A 17,515-nucleotide genomic window follows, 5' to 3' on the forward strand; every position below is an offset into this window, starting at 1 on the left:
GGATTTATCCCCGTCCGGCTGCGCAGCAGTCGTAAATGCTTCAAATGCGGTCTTTCTGAAAGGGAAGGGGGGCTGGTTTTGGGCGGCTGCGCCACCCAACGGGGATAAATCCCCTCGCCACAACGCCTCCCTCGTCACAGAAATTGGGGAGGCCTGAAAGGGTTGAAGTAGAGCCATCTCCGTGTAAATACTGGTTGGATAGGAACATGACGACGCACCATTACCGTGCAATACTTCGCGCCGTTTCAGTGACGAAAAATCCTACATAAGCCAGGTAATGCCCCTCCGTAAACCGCGCTTTTCCCGAGAGTTCTCGCTGAATGTTGTGGTTTATAGAGTGAAAAGCCCTGTAGGAAGCTTTTTATACTGCACGCCCCGCTGATCTTGCAGGTTTTGTCCTACAAGACGGGTTTGCCCACGAAGCAGGCCCGGTTTCAGGCAAGCAATGGCTTATCGGTCAGTGCTTCGACACTCGGTGGTCATATCCAATAACAAGACGAGGTTGTACCCCTATGCCAGTCGGCAATCACCTGCCCCACGGCGAGACCGCTCAAGGCGGCCCGCTCAAACGCGAACTCGGCGAACGGCATATTCGCCTGATGGCGCTCGGTGCCTGTATCGGCGTCGGCCTGTTCCTCGGTTCGGCCAAGGCCATCGAGATGGCCGGCCCGGCCATCATGCTTTCTTACATCATTGGGGGTCTGGCGATCCTGGTGATCATGCGCGCCCTTGGCGAGATGGCGGTACACAACCCCGTCGCAGGCTCCTTCAGCCGTTATGCTCAAGACTATCTCGGCCCATTGGCGGGCTTCCTGACCGGATGGAACTACTGGTTCCTGTGGCTGGTGACCTGCGTCGCGGAAATCACCGCGGTGGCAGTGTATATGGGCGTCTGGTTCCCCGATGTGCCGCGCTGGATCTGGGCGCTGGCGGCATTGGTCAGCATGGGCTCGATCAACCTGATCGCGGTAAAAGCCTTCGGTGAGTTCGAATTCTGGTTCGCCCTGATCAAGATCGTCACCATCATTGCGATGGTGGTCGGCGGCATCGGCGTGATCGCGTTCGGTTTCGGCAACGACGGCGTGGCGCTGGGGATTTCCAATCTCTGGGCTCACGGGGGCTTCATGCCCAACGGCGTGCAAGGCGTGCTGATGTCCCTGCAAATGGTGATGTTCGCCTACCTCGGTGTCGAAATGATCGGCTTGACCGCCGGTGAAGCGAAGAATCCGCAGAAGACCATTCCCAATGCGATCGGCTCGGTGTTCTGGCGGATTCTGCTGTTTTACGTTGGCGCGCTGTTCGTGATTCTGTCGATCTACCCGTGGAACGAAATCGGCACTCAGGGCAGCCCGTTCGTGATGACCTTCGAGCGCCTGGGCATCAAGACCGCCGCTGGCATCATCAACTTCGTGGTGATCACCGCCGCACTGTCGTCCTGCAACGGCGGCATTTTCAGCACCGGGCGCATGCTTTATAGCCTGGCGCAGAATGGCCAGGCCCCGGCCGGCTTTGCCAAGACCTCGAACAACGGCGTGCCGAGTCGCGCCTTGCTGCTGTCTATCGGCGTGTTGTTGTTGGGCGTATTGCTCAACTACCTGGTGCCTGAGAAAGTCTTCGTCTGGGTGACGGCGATTGCCACCTTCGGCGCGATCTGGACCTGGGTGATGATTCTGCTGGCCCAGCTCAAGTTCCGCAAAGGCCTGAGCGCCAGCGAACGTGCCGGCCTGAAATACAAGATGTGGCTGTACCCGGTCAGCTCGTATCTGGCGCTGGCGTTTTTGGTGCTGGTGGTCGGCCTGATGGCGTACTTCCCGGAAACCCGCGTAGCGCTGTATGTCGGCCCGGCGTTCCTGGTATTGCTGACGGTGTTGTTCTACGTGTTCAAGCTGCAACCGACCAATGTGTCGCAAGGTGCGGTGCGTTCGACTTCGTAAGGCGTAACGCCTGTACATATCCGTTCCTGCGGTCATGGAGGCCCTAGGGTTCCGCCCTTACGGCGGGTCACTTGGAAAAGCCCCAAGTAACCAAGGGCTTTTGCCCCTTTCGTTCGGTGCCTCGCCTAGGCTCGGCATGCCCTCGCTCCGGTCCTGCTCCGTGGGCCCGCCGCCATCGGCCATCCATGGCCGGGGGCGGCTAACCCGGCATCCATGCCGGGTTGCCCACTGCGCAGAACCTCCACTCGGCCTCTCGAGGGGGCGTGCATCGCAAAAACCAAAGCGAGGCGGCCTACCGGCCGGCCTGGCATCAAGTGAATGCATTGCAGTGGTCTAATTCCCCCAGACACCCCGATAGGTGGAAAATACATCTACCGAGGAGTTTTTTAATGACTGACAAACGTAGAATTTTCGACGATAGCTTTAAGCTTGAAGTCGTGAGGATGATCAAGGACAAAGGCCTGACCGTTCCGCAGGTCTGCCTGGACCTCAATCTTGGTGAGACGGCTGTGCGCCGATGGGTGCGTCAGTACGATGCGGAGATACTGGGAGAGACCGGCATCGGTAAGCCATTGACCGCCGAGCAACAACGTATTCGGCAGCTGGAGCAGGAAAACCGCCAGCTCAAGATGGACAATGACATCTTAAAAAAGGCTACAGCCTTCTTTGCCCGCGAGCTGAAGTGACTTATCGGCTGGTCAGACAGTTGCAACAGAAGGCTTACTCGGTAGCGCATGTCTGTCGTGTACTCAACGTCAGTCGATCCGGTTTCTATGAGGCCGGCAAGCGTGCTGCTGCGCCGGCATCTATTTGTCCGGTTACGGTTCAGCTCAGGGCTTCGTTTGAGGAAAGTGGAGGCTGCTTCGGCAGCCGCCCGTTACGCAATGCGTTGCGTGGCAAGGGCATGGCGGTGGGTCTTTATAAAATCCGCCGATTGATGCGTGCCAACGGTCTTCGCTCGGCCTGGAAGCGCAAGTTTGTCCATACCACCGACAGCAACCATGACCTGCCCATTGCCGAAAATGTGCTGAATCGTCAGTTTGACCCCGTGGCGCCGAACAAGGCTTGGGTGGCTGACATTACCTACATCCGGACCCGCAGCGGCTGGTTATACCTGGCGGTGGTGTTGGACTTGTACTCCCGTAAAATCGTCGGTTGGTCCATGGCGCCGAACATGCCGGCGGAGCTGGTGTGCAGCGCGATGCAACTGGCCATCGCTCAGCGTCAACCGCCACCGGGCCTGATCGCTCACTCAGACCGTGGCAGCCAATACGCCAGCGCGAGCTATCGAGCGTTGCTGGCGCGACATAACATGCAGCAAAGCATGAGCCGCAAAGGTAACTGTTGGGATAATGCGGTAATGGAACGCTTCTTCCTCAGCTTGAAAATGGAGCGAGTGTGGCGACGTGACTACGCAAACCACGGCGAAGCAATCCGCGACATTACTGAGTACATCGTTGGGTTTTACAACAACAAACGGCTGCACTCGAAACTAGGCTATTTGCCACCGACCGTTTACGAACGGGTGATGGCATCAAAACCACCTATCGAGGTGTCCGGAATTAGTTGACCACTGCACATTTCCCTGTAGGAGCTGTCGAGCGAAGCGAGGCTGCGATCTTTTGATCTTGCCGTTGCTTCTGCCGTTGCCGTTGCTGGTGCTGTTGCTTTAGCTGTAGATCTGCCGCCCCTTTCCCAGAGGCCGAACGCAGGCGTTGCGCAGGGGGCACCGCGGCAAGGATGCCGCGGTAGCCGCCCCCGGCCATGGATGGCCGATGGCGGCGGGCCCCCGGAGCAATGCCGGAGTGAGGGCATGCCGAGCCTAGGCGAGGCACCGAATGGCGGGGCAGGAGCCCTTGGTTACTTGGGGTTGGGCGGCATTCCGTATTTCCAAGTGACTCGCTGTAAAAGCGAAACCGCTAGCCGCCGTTACCGCACAAACGGATATGTACCCCAACCTTAAGTGAACAGCATTACGGCATTGGCCGGGGCTTGTTGCATTTCAGGCTGCCGCGGTTTGCACTGATCGATTCAACCGTTTGTTGAAGTCCAGCCACGCCCCCAGCAATGCCATTACCCCGGCACCCACCAACGCTGTAAAAACCTGCATGGCAAACGCATCGTCGGTCAGGGCGTTGAGCATGTCCGCCAAGGGCGCCAACAGCACGCCGAGGCAGAAAACTTCCAGTGAGTAGCGCCCCATGCGGCAGCATTGCTGCGCCAGCCAGTTTTGCGTCCAGCCGTTGCCGGGCAAGAGCCTGGCGGTGACATAAGCCAGCGCCAGGAAGTGCAGCAGACGGACCGGCGACAGATCGGTCTTGCTGATCGGGTACAGCAGGGTGTTCAGGCTGGCTGGCATCACGGCATCGTGTATTTCCGGCCAGCGCCAGGAGACCGTAATTACGCCGGTAACCACCACGTACACCGCCGCGCTGACAAACAAGGGCTGGCGCAACAGCGGGCGAGTGTCGGGCAACCGTGGCCGCTGCCCGTGAATCGCCGCAAAGCCGCCGAGGACAAATAACAGTTGCCAGGTGACGGGGTTGAAGTACCACACACCGTCCTTGATTGCCGCAAGGTTCCAGCCAAACTGCGGTGCCAGCAGGTACACCGCCAATGACACCGCTACGACCGCCCACGGCTTGCGCACCAGCAACGGCAGAATCAGTGGCAATCCTGCCAGCAGCACGATGTACAGCGGCAGCGGGTCCATCAGGTTTGGCTTGAAGCGCAGCAGTAACTCATCCGTCAACGCTTGCTGGGGGTTGGTGACGAAGTGATGCAGGCCCATTTCCTCCACCAGATCGCGGGTTTCCACATGGCTGTTGGCGAAGAACACGATGCCCATCAGCATTGCCAGCAGGAAAATGTGGACCACGTAGAGCACCCAGGCGCGGCGCAGAATTTTCACGCAGGCGATCAGGTAACCATCGCGCGCAAGAATTTTGCCATAGGCCAGAACGGCCGCGTAGCCGGCGAGAAACACGAATATTTCTGCGGCGTCGCTGAAACCGACGTTGCGCAGGGTGATTTGGCCAAGGGGGTTGTGAGGCACGTGATCCCAAAAGATGAAGATCAGTGCCAGGCCGCGAAAAAAGTCGATTCGGTGATCGCGCTCAAACGTCATGACGGCGGGCTCGTGAACGGGTGTTGAGATAAGGAGTCGCCGAAAACGCGCAAAGGTTGCGCGCCGCACATCGGCGGCGCGCAGGGTAGGCGTGATTCGCAGGTAATTGCAAAACCGGGGTATTACGGGATGTCTCCTGGCTTGGCGGGTGCCCTAACCGCTGGTCGCACAGAGCCGCTGGTCTGAAAGGTACGCAGACCTGTGATTTCTGACAGTAGACAGGTTCAAAGTTTTATCACAGATTTGTCCAGTGTTCTAAACGGGAGAGTCACCATGAGGCTCTTGTGGAAAGGATTTTCCAGCTACACGGTGGTCGGGGTCGCCAACACGCTGATCCACTGGCAAATCTTTTTCCTGCTCAGTGTGGGGGCTGACCTGAGTCAGGCTGTCAGCAACCTGGCAGCCTTCTGCGTTGCCGCCTCGTTTTCCTTCTACATGAACGCGCTTTATACCTTCGATGCCAAAGCGTCGGTTGGCGGCTATCTTTTGTTTCTGGGGGCCATGGGAGGTTTGAGCCTGGGCGTCGGCCATGCAGGAGACGTGTGGAAACTTCACGGTCTGCTGACGGTGGCCATGTTTTCGGCATTGAGCCTGGTGCTTGGCTTTCTGTTTTCAAAGTACGTGGTCTTTCGCGAGCGTAACGCATGAAAGTCTCGTTGATCGTTCCGGTATTCAATGAAGAACAGGCGATCAGCCTGTTTTATCAGGCAGTGCGTCGCGAGTTGAGGCTTGACCAGGCAGAGGTCGAGATCGTGTTCATCAACGACGGCAGTTCCGACCGCACGGCCGAGGAGGTCAAGGCCCTGGCGCAGGCCGATGATCAGGTATTGCTGATCAACTTCTCGCGCAACTTCGGCAAGGAACCGGCGTTGTTCGCCGGCCTGGAATATGCCACCGGCGATGCGGTGATTCCCATGGACGTGGATTTGCAGGACCCGATCAGCGTCATCCCGCGGTTGATCGACCAATGGCAAAAAGGCGCGGATGTGGTGCTCGCCAAGCGCCGGGATCGCACCGCCGATAGCTACCTGAAACGTCACAGCGCGACGCTGTTCTACCGTGTGCTCAACCGTATCGCTTACACCCGGATCGAAGAAAACGTCGGGGATTTCCGGCTGATGGATCGCAAGGTGGTCGACGTTATACGTGCGCTCCCCGAGCACCAATTGTTCATGAAAGGTGTGCTGTCGTGGGCCGGGTTCACCACCGTGGTCGTGGAATACGAGCGAGCCGGGCGAGTGGCTGGCACCAGCAAGTTCAATGGCTGGAAGCTCTGGAACCTGGCACTGGAAGGCGTGACCTCATTCAGTACGGTGCCGTTGCGCTTATGGACTTACGTCGGTGGCGGTATTTCGATCTTCGCAGTGCTCTACGCGGTGTACATGGTGCTGGACAAGGTTTTCTTCGGCAACAGCGTCCCCGGTTACCCATCGTTGATGACCGCCATTCTGTTTCTCGGCGGCGTACAGCTGATCGGCATCGGCATCCTCGGTGAATACGTCGGCCGAATCTACATCGAAGCCAAGCATCGGCCGCGCTACATCGTCAAAGACGTCGTCGGCGGCAAAGACCGGCTCGGGTTTTAGCATGGGCAGGTTCAGCGACTTTTTCAGCAAGGAACTCGGGCGTCGCCAGGTCTGGCTGTTTTTTCTGTTGGCGACCTTTGTGTATGTCGTTCCGCTCATCCTTGCGGACTATCCGTACATCGATGACAACTGGCGAGCGTTGTCGGCCGGTACGGCTTGGGCGGAGCAGGGACGGTTATTCACCGAGCTGTTCTACAACGCGTTGACCTTCAGCGATGCCGCACCGAACATTTTCCCGTTGCCGCTATTGATCGCCACGCTGGCCATGGCCGCGGCGTTGACGAGCTTGACGTTTCATTACTACCCGCAGCCAACGATGTCCCGCTGCCTGGTGCTGTTGCCGCTCTGGTACAACCCCTTCTTTCTGCAAAACCTGTCTTATCAATACGACGGCCCTGCCATGGCGTTGAGCCTGGTGGCGGTCATCTACGCGATCACCTTTCGTCACCCTTCGCGCATTCTGCAGTGGCTGGTGCCGTCATTCCTGATTGCCTTGGCGATAGGGCTGTATCAGGTGAGCTTCAATGTGTTTCTCGGGTTGTGTTGCCTGGAGGTGCTCAGGGGCGCCAATGACAAACTGGCCTGGCCGCAGTGGTGCGGGTTGATCGGCTGGAAAATCGCTCAGGCCGTCCTGGGCTGCCTGATTTACGCCGTCAGTGCTTATCCGCTCACTCAACACAATCGTACCCTGCTGCTGAACTGGACAGCGGACCCGTTGCTGCAACTGCAGGTCAACATCGCCAGGGTGCTGGAAAAAGTCGTGCTGCTGTTTCACGGCGGATTTGCCTGGGTCTTCGCCGGATTGTTGCTGTGTGCCATTGCCGGCGCGGTTCGCCTGGGGCTTAACGTCGTGGCGCGTCAGGACAGCACAGCGAACAAAATTCTGATCGGCCTGATCTGTGTGCTGGCATTACCGGTAGTGACCTTGCTGGTATCGGGTATGGCGCTGTTTTTCCGGGACTTCAATGAAGGGGCCAGGACGCTGATGGGCTTCGCGGTCCTGTTGGTGCTGTTGTTCTACTTGAGCCATCCGGCGCTGGCACGAATCCACGAACGGCTGCCGCTGTTGCTGGCGGTTCCGCTGTTGGCAATGCTTTCGCTGTCGTATGCCTATGGGCGGGTCCTGACGGTGCAGAAAGCCTTCGCGTCCAGCGCACTTTTTAGTCTTGAACGCGACATCGCGTCGAATCGACAACTGCGCGAAGCCAAGCGCATTTACCTGTCGGTGACCTATTCCGACCACTGGCTGCTGGGGGCGGCGGGCTCGTTCAAGCAGATGCCGGTGTTGCACTATCTGCTGAACATCGACTTTTTCATGCTGGCCGAGAACCTGCCGACAGTGGGCATCACCAACGTGGTGGCGGAGAGAGAGCGACGTAACGCGACCCGGGTGGGTTATCAGGGTTATCCACCGGTGGTGGAGAACCCGTACTACCGGATTTATCTGCTGGGTGATTACGGTTTTATCGTCATGAAAGAGCCGGCCCCGATCAAGGCGCTTCGCTGGTGAAACGCGAATTACGGCGTACGGCGTGAGGGCTTTGCAGCAGATCGAACAGGCCCACGAGGCTCAAGACGCCAGTCACCGCGGTGATCGGCCAGAGCCAGTCGTGTTCCAGGAAGGGCAGGCTGGCGAGGGTAAACATCACACAGACGGCAAAGAAGGCGTAGCGGCTCAGGAGTGACAGGCTCATACGGTTTCCTTGGGTTCGGACTCGGTAGTGTTCAGTGCCATGGAGCGCCTGGCACAAATCACTGTGGGAGCGAGCCTGCTCGCGAAGGCGATTTCACATTCAACATGGATGTTGGCTGACACACCGCTTTCACGCCCTGAGCCTTTCCGTCAACACGGTTTTGCTGTGTCCGGCTCGCTGGTCAACCGTGAGCCGTGCCGGAGCAAGGCTTGTAAATAAACCTTTTCGTCGTACACGGTGCTGGTCTTCCAGCACCGATAAACGATCCGGATCCACTTGAACGCCAGAGCCCTGAGGGCCGCTTGGTAAGAGCTGCCTTTGGCCCTTTGCTGGCGGTAATACGCCTCTGCCCACACCGATTGATTGATGCTGTGTGCAGCCCATTCAACAAAGGTCTGGCGCAAAAAAGTTGCGCATTGATAGCGCCAGTGGACGACTTTTTTCTTGCCACTGCGTTCGGTGACCGGGGCAATCCCGGCATATCGCTGCACAGCACTGGCATCCTTGAAGCGATCACGCTGCTCACCAAAGGCGACCATCAACCGTGGGGCAAGCTGCTGTCCCGCGCCGGGCAAGGCCTTGAAGAGTCGATAGTCGGCCAGGGTGTTGGCAGTTTTTTCGATCTCCCGATCAAAATCTTTGATCGCCGTGATGACCCCTTTCAGTTGCGAGACCAGGGCCAGCACATACAGCGCTGAAGGACTGACCACGCCTGGATCTTCAGTCAACGGCATGGCTTTGGCGATCAATGCCAAACGCTGCTGATTGAGCTCAGCATGGCGAACATTATGCGCGTGAAGGAACTTCAAAACGCTGGCTGGCCGAGCGTGCTTAAGCACTTCAAATGTCGACCAGCGCGCCAAAAACTCACAGAAAACCAGCGTGTCATGGTCATGAAACAGCTCAAGAGCCAACGGGTAATACTGTTTGAGCATGCAGACCAGACGATTGCTGATCTTGACCCGGTCATCGACCAACCCGCGGCGATGTTCGGTCAGGCTGGCGAGCGAACGCATGGCGGAGCTTTGCTGGACCAGTTGAGGAAACCGTTCGGGATGATTCAGCAACAGCTCAAGCGCCCATTGAGCATCCGTTGGATCATCCTTGGCGCCACTGGGGACGAAGGTTTTACGGTGCCGGGCCAAGGTGCTCGGATTGATCGGAAAGATACAAAAAAACTCATATTTTTGCAGAGCCGCTATCAGTGGGCCTTTGTTCAACTCCACGGCGATCGCGATCGGGCCACCGTAACGTTGATGCAGCGACCTGGCCCAGCGATCAATCGACTCGGGCTTGTGGTCGATGACCTCGAAACTCCGCTGAGCCTCTCCAGCTATCTGCAAACAGATGTCGTGCTTGGCGTCTGCCCAATCAATTCCGATATAAGCAGTGAAACTCTGAGACAGGAGCGTTTGCATGGAACACCTCCACAGACGCTAAAGTACATGCAGGGACATGCATGCTTGCGTCCAGCGAAGGCGATATAGAGAGCCGTGTCGGGCTTTCCCTGAGAATTCGTTAGAGGGCGCAAGCGCACCTGTGGACTCGAAGGTGAAAGCGTAATCATCGAGTGCTGCGCGAGCATATTCGTAGCCCGCAGGTGCATGTTCCTTCCTCGCCGACAGCCAACTTCCAGCGAAGTCAGTATGGAAGAGAAAGGAACGGAGTACCTATATCGCGAGCAAGCTCGCTCCCACAGAAAAGCATTCCACTGCACAGTCAGGCATTCTGCGCCTGGAGAAATATCGAAAACAGCTCGGACTGGGACTTGATCCCGAGTTTGCTGTACATGTGTTTCTTATGGACTTTCACGGTTTCGACAGAGATTTCCAGTTTGCGAGCGATTTCTTTACTGGAGCAACCGCTGAGCATCAAGCGCCCGACATCCAGTTCCCGCGCGGTCAATTGCGCGCCTTTGAGTTGTTTCACCGACGCTTCCAGCTGCACTCGCCAGTCGGCTTGCGGCGGTGCTGGCGCGAGGGCCACGACTTCGTTTATTTCGTAGGGCAGACGCTGGCGCAACAGGCCGAGCACCCAGGGCTGGATCAGCGACAGCAAAGCAATCTGCTGGCCGCTGAAACGCTGCTTGCTGCCCAGTGACAGGCACAACGTGCGGTCGCCATCGAGCTGGCAATTGAACTGGATTTCATCGGCCACCACATTCAGACGAAAGTAGCGCTGGTAGTACTCGGTCAGCTCGAAATGCTCCGGCGCCACTTCCGACAGGCGATAGAGCCCGGTGCGCGACTGCTCGCGACAGGCGATGTAGAACGGATCGAGCAGATACAAGCCGCGCAGATAGTCCTGGAACAATTGATCGGGACTGCCGTCCGCGCCCGGGCATTCGGCGAACACTTGCGGGTGCTGATCGGCGCTGAAAAGCAACGCCACCCAGCTGTCGAAGGTCACGTACTGATTCAGCAACCGTACAAGCTGCGTCCAGAAATTGGGCTTGTCCAGGGCGTCGATCAGTTGCCCTACCGAACGGTGCCACGCGATGTCGTCTAACGAGAGTGTCATGCCTCTACCCCTATCGGGTTACCCCAGCGGCGTGATTCCCCGGCCGGTGGCTTGCTGCGCATACTGGCGCACAGACACCGACCGGGCAATCTTTCTGCCAGGCATCAAGAACAAGGAATACCCATGAAAGTCGAACTCGCCCAGCTGGCGGGCCGTGACAACGACACGGCATACAACCTCGAACGCGCTCTGAAGGCGATCGCTGCCTGTGCTGCCGATACGCAGCTGATTGTGTTTCCCGAAACCCACCTGATGGGCTTTCCGTCCCTTGAAGCGTTGGTCGAAACTGCCGAAACGCTGAACGGTCCGACCGTCAGCGCGGTGCTGGCTGCGGCGCGTGAACGCAACATCGCCGTGGTGATCGGCATGGCCGAGACCGACAACGGCCGCTTCTACAACACCACGTTGCTGATTACCCCCGAAGGTATCGCGCTGAAATACCGCAAGACGCACCTGTGGGCGTCGGATCGCGGTGTGTTCGAGGCCGGAGACCGTTACGCCACTTGCGAGTGGAACGGTGTGCGGGTCGGCCTGTTGATTTGCTACGACATCGAATTCCCGGAAACCGCCCGTGCCCTGGCGCAGTTGGGTGCCGAACTGCTGATCGTCACCAACGGCAACATGGACCCGTACGGCCCGACTCACCGCACCGCGATCATGGCCCGCGCCCAGGAAAACCAGGCGTTTGCGCTGATGGTCAACCGGGTAGAAGAGGGCGATGGCGGGTTGGTGTTTGCGGGCGGCAGTGCGTTGGTGGATCCGCTGGGGACTTTGTTGTTCGAGGCTGGACGGGAGGAAGGACAGTTTGCGGTTGAGCTGGACCTGAATCAGCTGACGGCGGCGCGGCAGGATTATCGGTATCTGGATGATCAGCGGCTGCGGTTGCCGGGAGAGATTGTTGAGCATGCTTGTGGATTGCGGGAGTTGCTGATCCCTGCACGTTAACCGTTAACCCGATCGTTCCCACGCTCTGCGTGGGAATGCAGCCCGGGACGCTCCGCGTCCCAAGAGCGGACGCAGAGCGTCCATTGAGGCATTCCCACGCAGAGCGTGGGAACGATCACGCAACACCCGTAATTTTTGCCGAACTCGGCTCTGCATAAATCTAATAAATTCGGAGTAGTCGCTCATGGCTCATTTGCAACGCACCCTGTCATTGGGTTCGGTGGTGCTGTTCGGCATCGCCTACATGACGCCGATCATTGTGCTCGGCACCTTTGGCATCCTCGCTCAATCCACCGCCGGCATGGTCCCGGCCGCTTACCTGGCGGCGCTGGTGGCGATGTTTTTCACCGCCATGAGTTACGGCCGAATGGCCTCTGCGTTTCCTGTCGCCGGTTCGGCCTATAGCTATGTACGCAAAGCGATCAGCCCGAAACTCGGTTTCATCGCTGGTTGGGCTGTGCTGCTCGATTACCTGTTCCTGCCCATGGCGATCTGGCTGATCGGCGCGGCCTACCTTAACTCCGCGTTCCCGGCCGTGCCGCAGTGGATCTGGGTGCTGACGTTCATTGGCATCACCAGTGCGATCAACATCGTCGGCCTGAGGCTGGCCAACGGCATCAACGCGTTACTGATGCTGGTGCAGTTCCTGGTGCTGATCGCCTTCGTTGCGTTGTGCGTCCATTACGTCGGTGGCGATGCGAGCACGCCATTATGGTCGGTCAAACCGTTCTTCAACGGTGACATGCAGATGCCGCTGATCATGAGCGGTGCAGCCATCGCCTGTTATTCATTCCTGGGGTTCGACGCGGTCAGCACCTTGACCGAAGAAACCCGCGACCCGCGCCGCACCATCCCGCGAGCGATCATGTTGATTACCCTGATCGGCGGGTTGATCTTCGTCGGTGTGTCGTACTTCGTGCAGATCGCGCATCCATCGTTCCAGTTCGACAGCGTCGACTCAGCGGCCTATGAAATTGCCCGCAACATCGGTGGTGACCTGTTCGTGTCGATCTTCCTGATCGGTCTGATCGTCGGCCAGTTCGCGTCGGGCCTGTCGGCTCAAGCCAGCGGCTCGCGACTGTTGTTCGCCATGGGCCGTGACGGCGTGCTGCCTAAATCCTTCTTCGGCACCTTGCACGAACGCTTTGGCACACCGGTCAACAGCATCCTGTTGTGCGCCGTGATCGCTTTGCTGGCGCTGAAACTGGATGTCACCACCTCAACCTCGTTCATCAACTTCGGCGCGTTCCTGGCGTTCAGCCTGGTGAACCTGTCAGTGATCTTTCATTACTGGATCGGCGGTGAGAACAAAGGGCTGCGTGAATTCGTGTTGTTCTTGTTATTCCCGTTTATCGGTCTGGTGGCGGATTTGTGGCTCATGATTAGCCTCGATCACCTGGCGATCTATCTGGGCTTGAGCTGGTTGGCGATTGGCGTGGTGTACCTGGCGGTGCTGACCGGCGGCTTCCGTCGCCAGCCACCGGAGATGGATTTCCAGGAGGCTACCTAGGCGGGAACGGTTTGGATTGGTGAATCGGCAACTGGACCCGAAACGTGGTCCCCATGCCCACTTCACTGCGCACCGTAATATCCCCCCGGTGTTTTTTCACGATGCCATAGGACAGGGACAACCCGAGTCCCGTCCCTTGGCCCACCGGTTTGGTGGTGAAGAACGGGTCGAAGATTTTCTGCAGGCAGTCCGGCGCAATGCCGGAGCCGGTGTCTGCAACCTCGATCCACACCGTTTCAGCTTCAAGTCCGGTGCGCAGGGTGAGGGTGCCGCGTTTCGGGCCGATAGCCTGAGAGGCATTGACGATCAGGTTCATGATCACCTGGTTGATTTGTGACGGCAGGCATTCGATGTCGGGCAGCGTCTGGTACTCCTTCACGACATCGGCCTTGTACTTGAGTTCGTTGGCGACAATGTTCAAGGTCGATTCGATGCCCTGTTGCAGATTGGCCCACTGCCACTCCTGATTGGAGTCGACCCGAGAGAAGTCCTTCAGGTCCTTGACGATCTGCCCGACGCGGTTGATGCCGTCTTTGGACTCCTTGATCAGCAGCGGAATGTCGTCACGCAGGAACTCCAGTTCGACACGTTCGCGAAGTTGTTTCAAACGTTCGATCAGCTCACTGGAACAGATCGCCTCTTCCGCATCCCGATAGGCGTCGAGCATTTCCTGCAATTGTTTGAAATAGCCATCCAGGGTGCCAAGGTTGGAGGAAATGAAGCCGATGGGGTTGTTGATTTCATGGGCGACGCCGGCCGCAAGTTGCCCCAATGAGGCAAGTTTTTCCGATTGCACCAGCTGGCTTTCAAGCTGTTTGCGCTCATCGATTTCGCGCTGCAATTCAACGCTGGCCTCTGCGAACTGCCGGGTTCGGCGTTCGACCATTTGCCCTAAATGGTCCATTTGCACACTGGCGCGTTCGGTCATGTCCCATTTGGTCAGCAGGGTGTTGGCCATCTGCTGGACTTCAATATTGTCGAACGGTTTTTTCAGGATCAGCAGCCGGTCATGCGCCTGCAAGCGGTCCAGCAATTCATCCCAGGAATAGTCGGAATAGGCGGTGCACACCACCACCTGCAGGCGCGGATCTGCTTGCCACAAATGTTCGATGGTTTGCGCGCCGTCCCAGCCTTCAGGCATGCGCATGTCGACAAAGGCCAGGGCGTAGGGGCGGTTTTCCTGCAAGGCCCACTTGAGTTTGCCCAGCCCCTCCTGCCCGCCGTAGGCCGAATCCAGTTCGAACAGGGCGCTGGCGGACTTCACTTCGCTGCCGAACAGCGTGGCCTCCATCTCGTCCAGTTCGACGGTCTGCTCCGGCGTGGGCGTGAGAATTTTGCGGAAGTCCACGTGAATGGACGGCGTGTCATCGATCAGCAGAATGCGTCGGTTCGAACGCTCGCTCATGCTTCCACCGGTATGGCTTTCAGCGGGATCTGCAACGTGAACAGCGCGCCCTTGCCCGGTCCGTCGCTTTGGGCGGTGAGGTGGCCGTTCATTTCGATGGCGGCCAGTGCACAGCTGTGCAGGCCGAAGCCGTGACCTTCCTTGCGGGTAGTAAACCCGTGAGCAAAGATCCGCGTCATGTTTTCCTCGGCGATACCTTCGCCGTCATCCTTGACGCTGACTTGCAGGGTTGTGTCATCGACGATTTTGACCCCCAGGGTCATTTGTCGCGGGCGGTTGCTGAGGTCGGACATGGCGTATTTGGCGTTGCTGATCAGGTTGATCAGGATCAGCAGCAACCGGTGTTTGTCGCCCATGACCTGCGGTACATCGCCGTACTCCTTGACCACCATGACGTGGTGCCGGGTCAGCGCACCGGAGTTCATGCGCAGGGCGTCCTCCAGCAATTCGCTGATGTGCAGCGGTTCCATCAGGTTGTTGGCACCCGCGTAGGACTGCTGGGTGGCGACGATGTCTTTGATGTGGTCCACGCTTTTGGTCAGCTGGGCCAGTTCGTCGGTCATGCCTTGTTGTTCAAGGGCAATGGCCTCTACCAGTTGATTCAAGTAGCCGGGCAGCAATTTGCCTTTCGCGTCTTCGGTCAGAAAGGTGCCGAGATCGCCTTGATGCTCGTTGATCAGCTGCATGGCCTTGCCCAGGCCCTGCGCCTTGCTGCCGCGCAGTTTTCGGGTCACCAGGTCGGCCGAAATGTTCACGCTGTTGAGCACGTTGCCGACGTTGTGCAGCACATTGGTGGCGATCTCGGCCATGCCGGCCTGGCGCGCGGTGTCGAGCAGTTCACTCTGGGTATCCCTGAGCTCGCGGGTGCGCTCTTCAACCCGCAGTTCCAGGTCGTCATTGGCGGTTTGCAGGGCTTTGTTGACGCGATTGATCACGGTGAAACTGCGCATCAGGTGAATCGCCAGGTACACCAGCAGCAACACCAGCAGCACCGAAAACAACAGCATGTAGAAGTGATAGCGCTGGTCGACCGCATCGGTCCGCTGCTGATCGGTGTTGAGCAGGTTGGTAATATCGTCCAGGCGTTCGGCCACGGGAACGGCTTCGATGTTTTCCAGCAACCGATTGACCACGGGTTGTTCGCGCAGGATCAGCGCAATGTGGTTGCTCAGAATATCGATCGGGCTGTGGAACGGCTCCGGCAGTCGCAGCTTGTTCACCCCCAGTTTGCTCAGCCCGAGCAGGATGTCGGCGGCCTTGTCGTCGGAGGTGACCTGAGCGAACTCCAGGCTGCTGAGCAGCAAGTCATAGGTGTCGGTGGCGATGTTCTGAAGTTGCAGTTGGTCCTCATCCACCAACCGGGCCAGTTGTTGCTGAATGTCGTCCTCGGCGGTGGGCAGGAACGCCAGCGAGTTGCGCAGCACGGCGTTGTGAGACTTGAACTGCTCCACCAACCGGGTCTTTTCCTGGATGGCGGTCAGGTACGCATCATGGCTGGGGCGCCAGATGGGCGACTCGTTGCGGCCGTGGTTCGACGCCATCGTGTCGAACTGCTCCCACAAGTTCGTCATCTCGGTCAGCGGTGCGACCAACGGATCGTAGTTGTGACTGATGGCGATCCTGGCCTTTAGGATCTCGGTTTCCCATTGCGCGTTCAGTTGTTTGATCCGGCCGATCAAGTCGCGGGATTCGGCGTAGGTCGTCGTCTGATTCGAGCTGGATTTCAGGTACAGGAACAGCAGCACCGAAGCCAGCATCACGGCCACGACGCTAAGCAACGCCAGGTTGCGGCGGTTAGACGTCTTCATAAGGGCTTGCCTCCCCATTCACCGGTCAGGGTCTTGAGGAATTTGATGATCAGGGTCTTGTCGTCGACAGAGGGAATACGACCGAGCTGGAACGTGAACATCACGTCCACCGCCTCTTCGAGGTTTTTAGCCGAACCATCGTGAAAGTACGGCGCGGTCACGGCGACGTTGCGCAAGCTCGGGACCTTGAACACGTTGCGGTCCTCTTCGTCCTTGGTGACCAGATAGCGACCCAGGTCGGCTTCGGTGGGGTTGCCCCGAATCTTGAAGTAGTCACCCATGACCCCGAACTTCTGGAACATGTTGCCGCCGATGTTCACCCCTTGATGGCAAGCGATGCAGCCGTAATCCTTGAAGCGTTGATAACCGTATTTTTCCTCCCGGCTGAGAATGTCGGTATCACCCAGCAGGTATTGGTCGAAGCGCGAGTTGGCGCTGATCAGCGTGCGTTCGTAGGTGGCCAGGGCGTTTTGCACATTGTTCGTGGTCACGCCTTCGGGGTAGGCCTTGCTGAACGAAGTCTGATAGGTCGGGTCAGCGGATAGCACCTCCACCACATGCTCCCAGTTACTGCCCATTTCACTGGGGCTCTGCACCACTCCGTGGATCTGGGTTTCCAGGGTGTCGGCGCGGCCGTTCCAGAATTGCCGGAAATTCAGACTGGAGTTGAATACGCTGGGGGTGTTGATCGTCACTGGAACGCCGTTGAACCCGATGGAAAACGCCTTGTTGTCGGCGCCGCCGTTTTCCAGTCGATGGCAACTGGCGCAGGACAGTGAGTTGTTGACCGACAAGCGTGTCTCGTTGAACAACTGGCGACCGAGCTCAACCCGCAGCGGATTCTGCTGTGGCACCGCCGGCAGTGGTTTGAGTGGTTCATCCAGCGGCGCGGCGCCGGCACTCAGGCATAACCCGAACAGGGGCACCAGCAGCAGACGGTGAAAGGAGGGCGACATCTTATGATTCCTTGGCTTGAGGCCTGTGTG

Annotated in this window: 14 protein-coding genes and 1 pseudogene; 8 read left to right on the forward strand and 7 right to left on the reverse strand. The window is 58.2% G+C overall.

Translation table 11 applies throughout. From position 1 onward, the window contains the following. Window positions 1-512: 512 nt before the first annotated feature. Window positions 513-1,934: an amino acid permease gene (locus tag ACYZTR_RS06385; protein WP_461977355.1), complete on the forward strand. Its 1,422-nt coding sequence runs from the start codon at window positions 513-515 to the stop codon at window positions 1,932-1,934. 389 nt (window positions 1,935-2,323) lie between these two features. Next, window positions 2,324-3,504 (forward strand): IS3 family transposase gene (locus tag ACYZTR_RS06390; protein ID WP_461974588.1). Its coding sequence is split into 2 segments (ribosomal slippage): window positions 2,324-2,588 and window positions 2,588-3,504, totalling 1,182 coding nucleotides; the frame shifts between segments, so codons are not numbered across the junction. 432 nt (window positions 3,505-3,936) lie between these two features. Here the strand turns inward: ACYZTR_RS06390 and ACYZTR_RS06395 are convergent. Next, window positions 3,937-5,061: an OpgC family protein gene (locus ACYZTR_RS06395; protein ID WP_461977357.1), complete on the reverse strand. Its 1,125-nt coding sequence runs from the start codon at window positions 5,059-5,061 to the stop codon at window positions 3,937-3,939. Between the two features lie 273 nt (window positions 5,062-5,334). Here ACYZTR_RS06395 and ACYZTR_RS06400 point away from each other — a divergent pair, with 273 nt between their 5' ends. The 3 genes from ACYZTR_RS06400 to ACYZTR_RS06410 are packed head-to-tail and all read left to right on the forward strand — an operon-like array spanning window position 5,335 to window position 8,157. Next, window positions 5,335-5,709, forward strand: coding sequence for a GtrA family protein (locus ACYZTR_RS06400; protein ID WP_282375304.1), 375 nt, complete (start codon window positions 5,335-5,337; stop codon window positions 5,707-5,709). Continuing rightward, window positions 5,706-6,647, forward strand: coding sequence for a glycosyltransferase family 2 protein (locus ACYZTR_RS06405; protein WP_461977359.1), 942 nt, complete (start codon window positions 5,706-5,708; stop codon window positions 6,645-6,647). The genes ACYZTR_RS06400 and ACYZTR_RS06405 overlap by 4 nt, the downstream gene beginning before the upstream one ends. Window position 6,648: 1 nt before the next feature. Continuing rightward, entirely contained in the window at window positions 6,649-8,157 is a 1,509-nt protein-coding gene (locus ACYZTR_RS06410) for a glucosyltransferase domain-containing protein (RefSeq protein WP_461977361.1), read from the forward strand. A 7-nt stretch (window positions 8,158-8,164) separates the two neighbouring features. Here the strand turns inward: ACYZTR_RS06410 and ACYZTR_RS06415 are convergent. From ACYZTR_RS06415 to ACYZTR_RS06425, 3 genes and pseudogenes are all read right to left on the reverse strand, one after another. Further along, window positions 8,165-8,341: pseudogene (locus ACYZTR_RS06415) on the reverse strand (FMN-binding glutamate synthase family protein); the annotation flags it as partial. A 149-nt stretch (window positions 8,342-8,490) separates the two neighbouring features. Beyond that, a complete protein-coding gene (locus ACYZTR_RS06420; protein WP_461977363.1) occupies window positions 8,491-9,759 on the reverse strand; it encodes an IS110 family RNA-guided transposase in 1,269 nt (422 codons plus the stop codon). Window positions 9,760-10,060: 301 nt separating this feature from the next. Next, complete coding sequence (locus tag ACYZTR_RS06425) at window positions 10,061-10,861, reverse strand: helix-turn-helix transcriptional regulator (protein WP_461977365.1); 801 nt, start codon at window positions 10,859-10,861, stop codon at window positions 10,061-10,063. Between ACYZTR_RS06425 and ACYZTR_RS06430 the strand changes: the two genes are divergently transcribed. The 3 genes from ACYZTR_RS06430 to ACYZTR_RS06440 all read left to right on the forward strand — a co-directional run bounded on the left by ACYZTR_RS06430 (window position 10,860) and on the right by ACYZTR_RS06440 (window position 13,316). Then, a complete protein-coding gene (locus ACYZTR_RS06430; RefSeq protein WP_461977367.1) occupies window positions 10,860-10,988 on the forward strand; it encodes a hypothetical protein in 129 nt (42 codons plus the stop codon). The genes ACYZTR_RS06425 and ACYZTR_RS06430 overlap by 2 nt on opposite strands. After that, on the forward strand, window positions 10,985-11,806 hold the full coding sequence (locus ACYZTR_RS06435; protein ID WP_461977369.1) for a carbon-nitrogen hydrolase family protein: 822 nt from the start codon (window positions 10,985-10,987) through the stop codon (window positions 11,804-11,806). Before ACYZTR_RS06430 ends, ACYZTR_RS06435 begins: the two co-directional genes overlap by 4 nt. A gap of 184 nt (window positions 11,807-11,990) precedes the next feature. Further along, window positions 11,991-13,316: an APC family permease gene (locus ACYZTR_RS06440; protein ID WP_461977371.1), complete on the forward strand. Its 1,326-nt coding sequence runs from the start codon at window positions 11,991-11,993 to the stop codon at window positions 13,314-13,316. On the opposite strand, the gene ACYZTR_RS06445 is transcribed toward ACYZTR_RS06440, so the two are convergent. From ACYZTR_RS06445 to ACYZTR_RS06455, 3 genes are read right to left on the reverse strand one after another with little or no spacing between them, the layout of a single operon-like run. Then, window positions 13,309-14,721: an ATP-binding protein gene (locus ACYZTR_RS06445; RefSeq protein WP_461977373.1), complete on the reverse strand. Its 1,413-nt coding sequence runs from the start codon at window positions 14,719-14,721 to the stop codon at window positions 13,309-13,311. The two genes, ACYZTR_RS06440 and ACYZTR_RS06445, sit on opposite strands and share 8 nt — an antisense overlap. Continuing rightward, window positions 14,718-16,529, reverse strand: coding sequence for a DAHL domain-containing protein (locus ACYZTR_RS06450; protein WP_461977375.1), 1,812 nt, complete (start codon window positions 16,527-16,529; stop codon window positions 14,718-14,720). The genes ACYZTR_RS06445 and ACYZTR_RS06450 overlap by 4 nt, the downstream gene beginning before the upstream one ends. Further along, window positions 16,526-17,485, reverse strand: coding sequence for a cytochrome-c peroxidase (locus ACYZTR_RS06455; protein ID WP_461977377.1), 960 nt, complete (start codon window positions 17,483-17,485; stop codon window positions 16,526-16,528). The genes ACYZTR_RS06450 and ACYZTR_RS06455 overlap by 4 nt, the downstream gene beginning before the upstream one ends. Window positions 17,486-17,515: the final 30 nt, after the last annotated feature.

The sequence above is a fragment of the Pseudomonas sp. Hz4 genome (assembly GCF_054898165.1).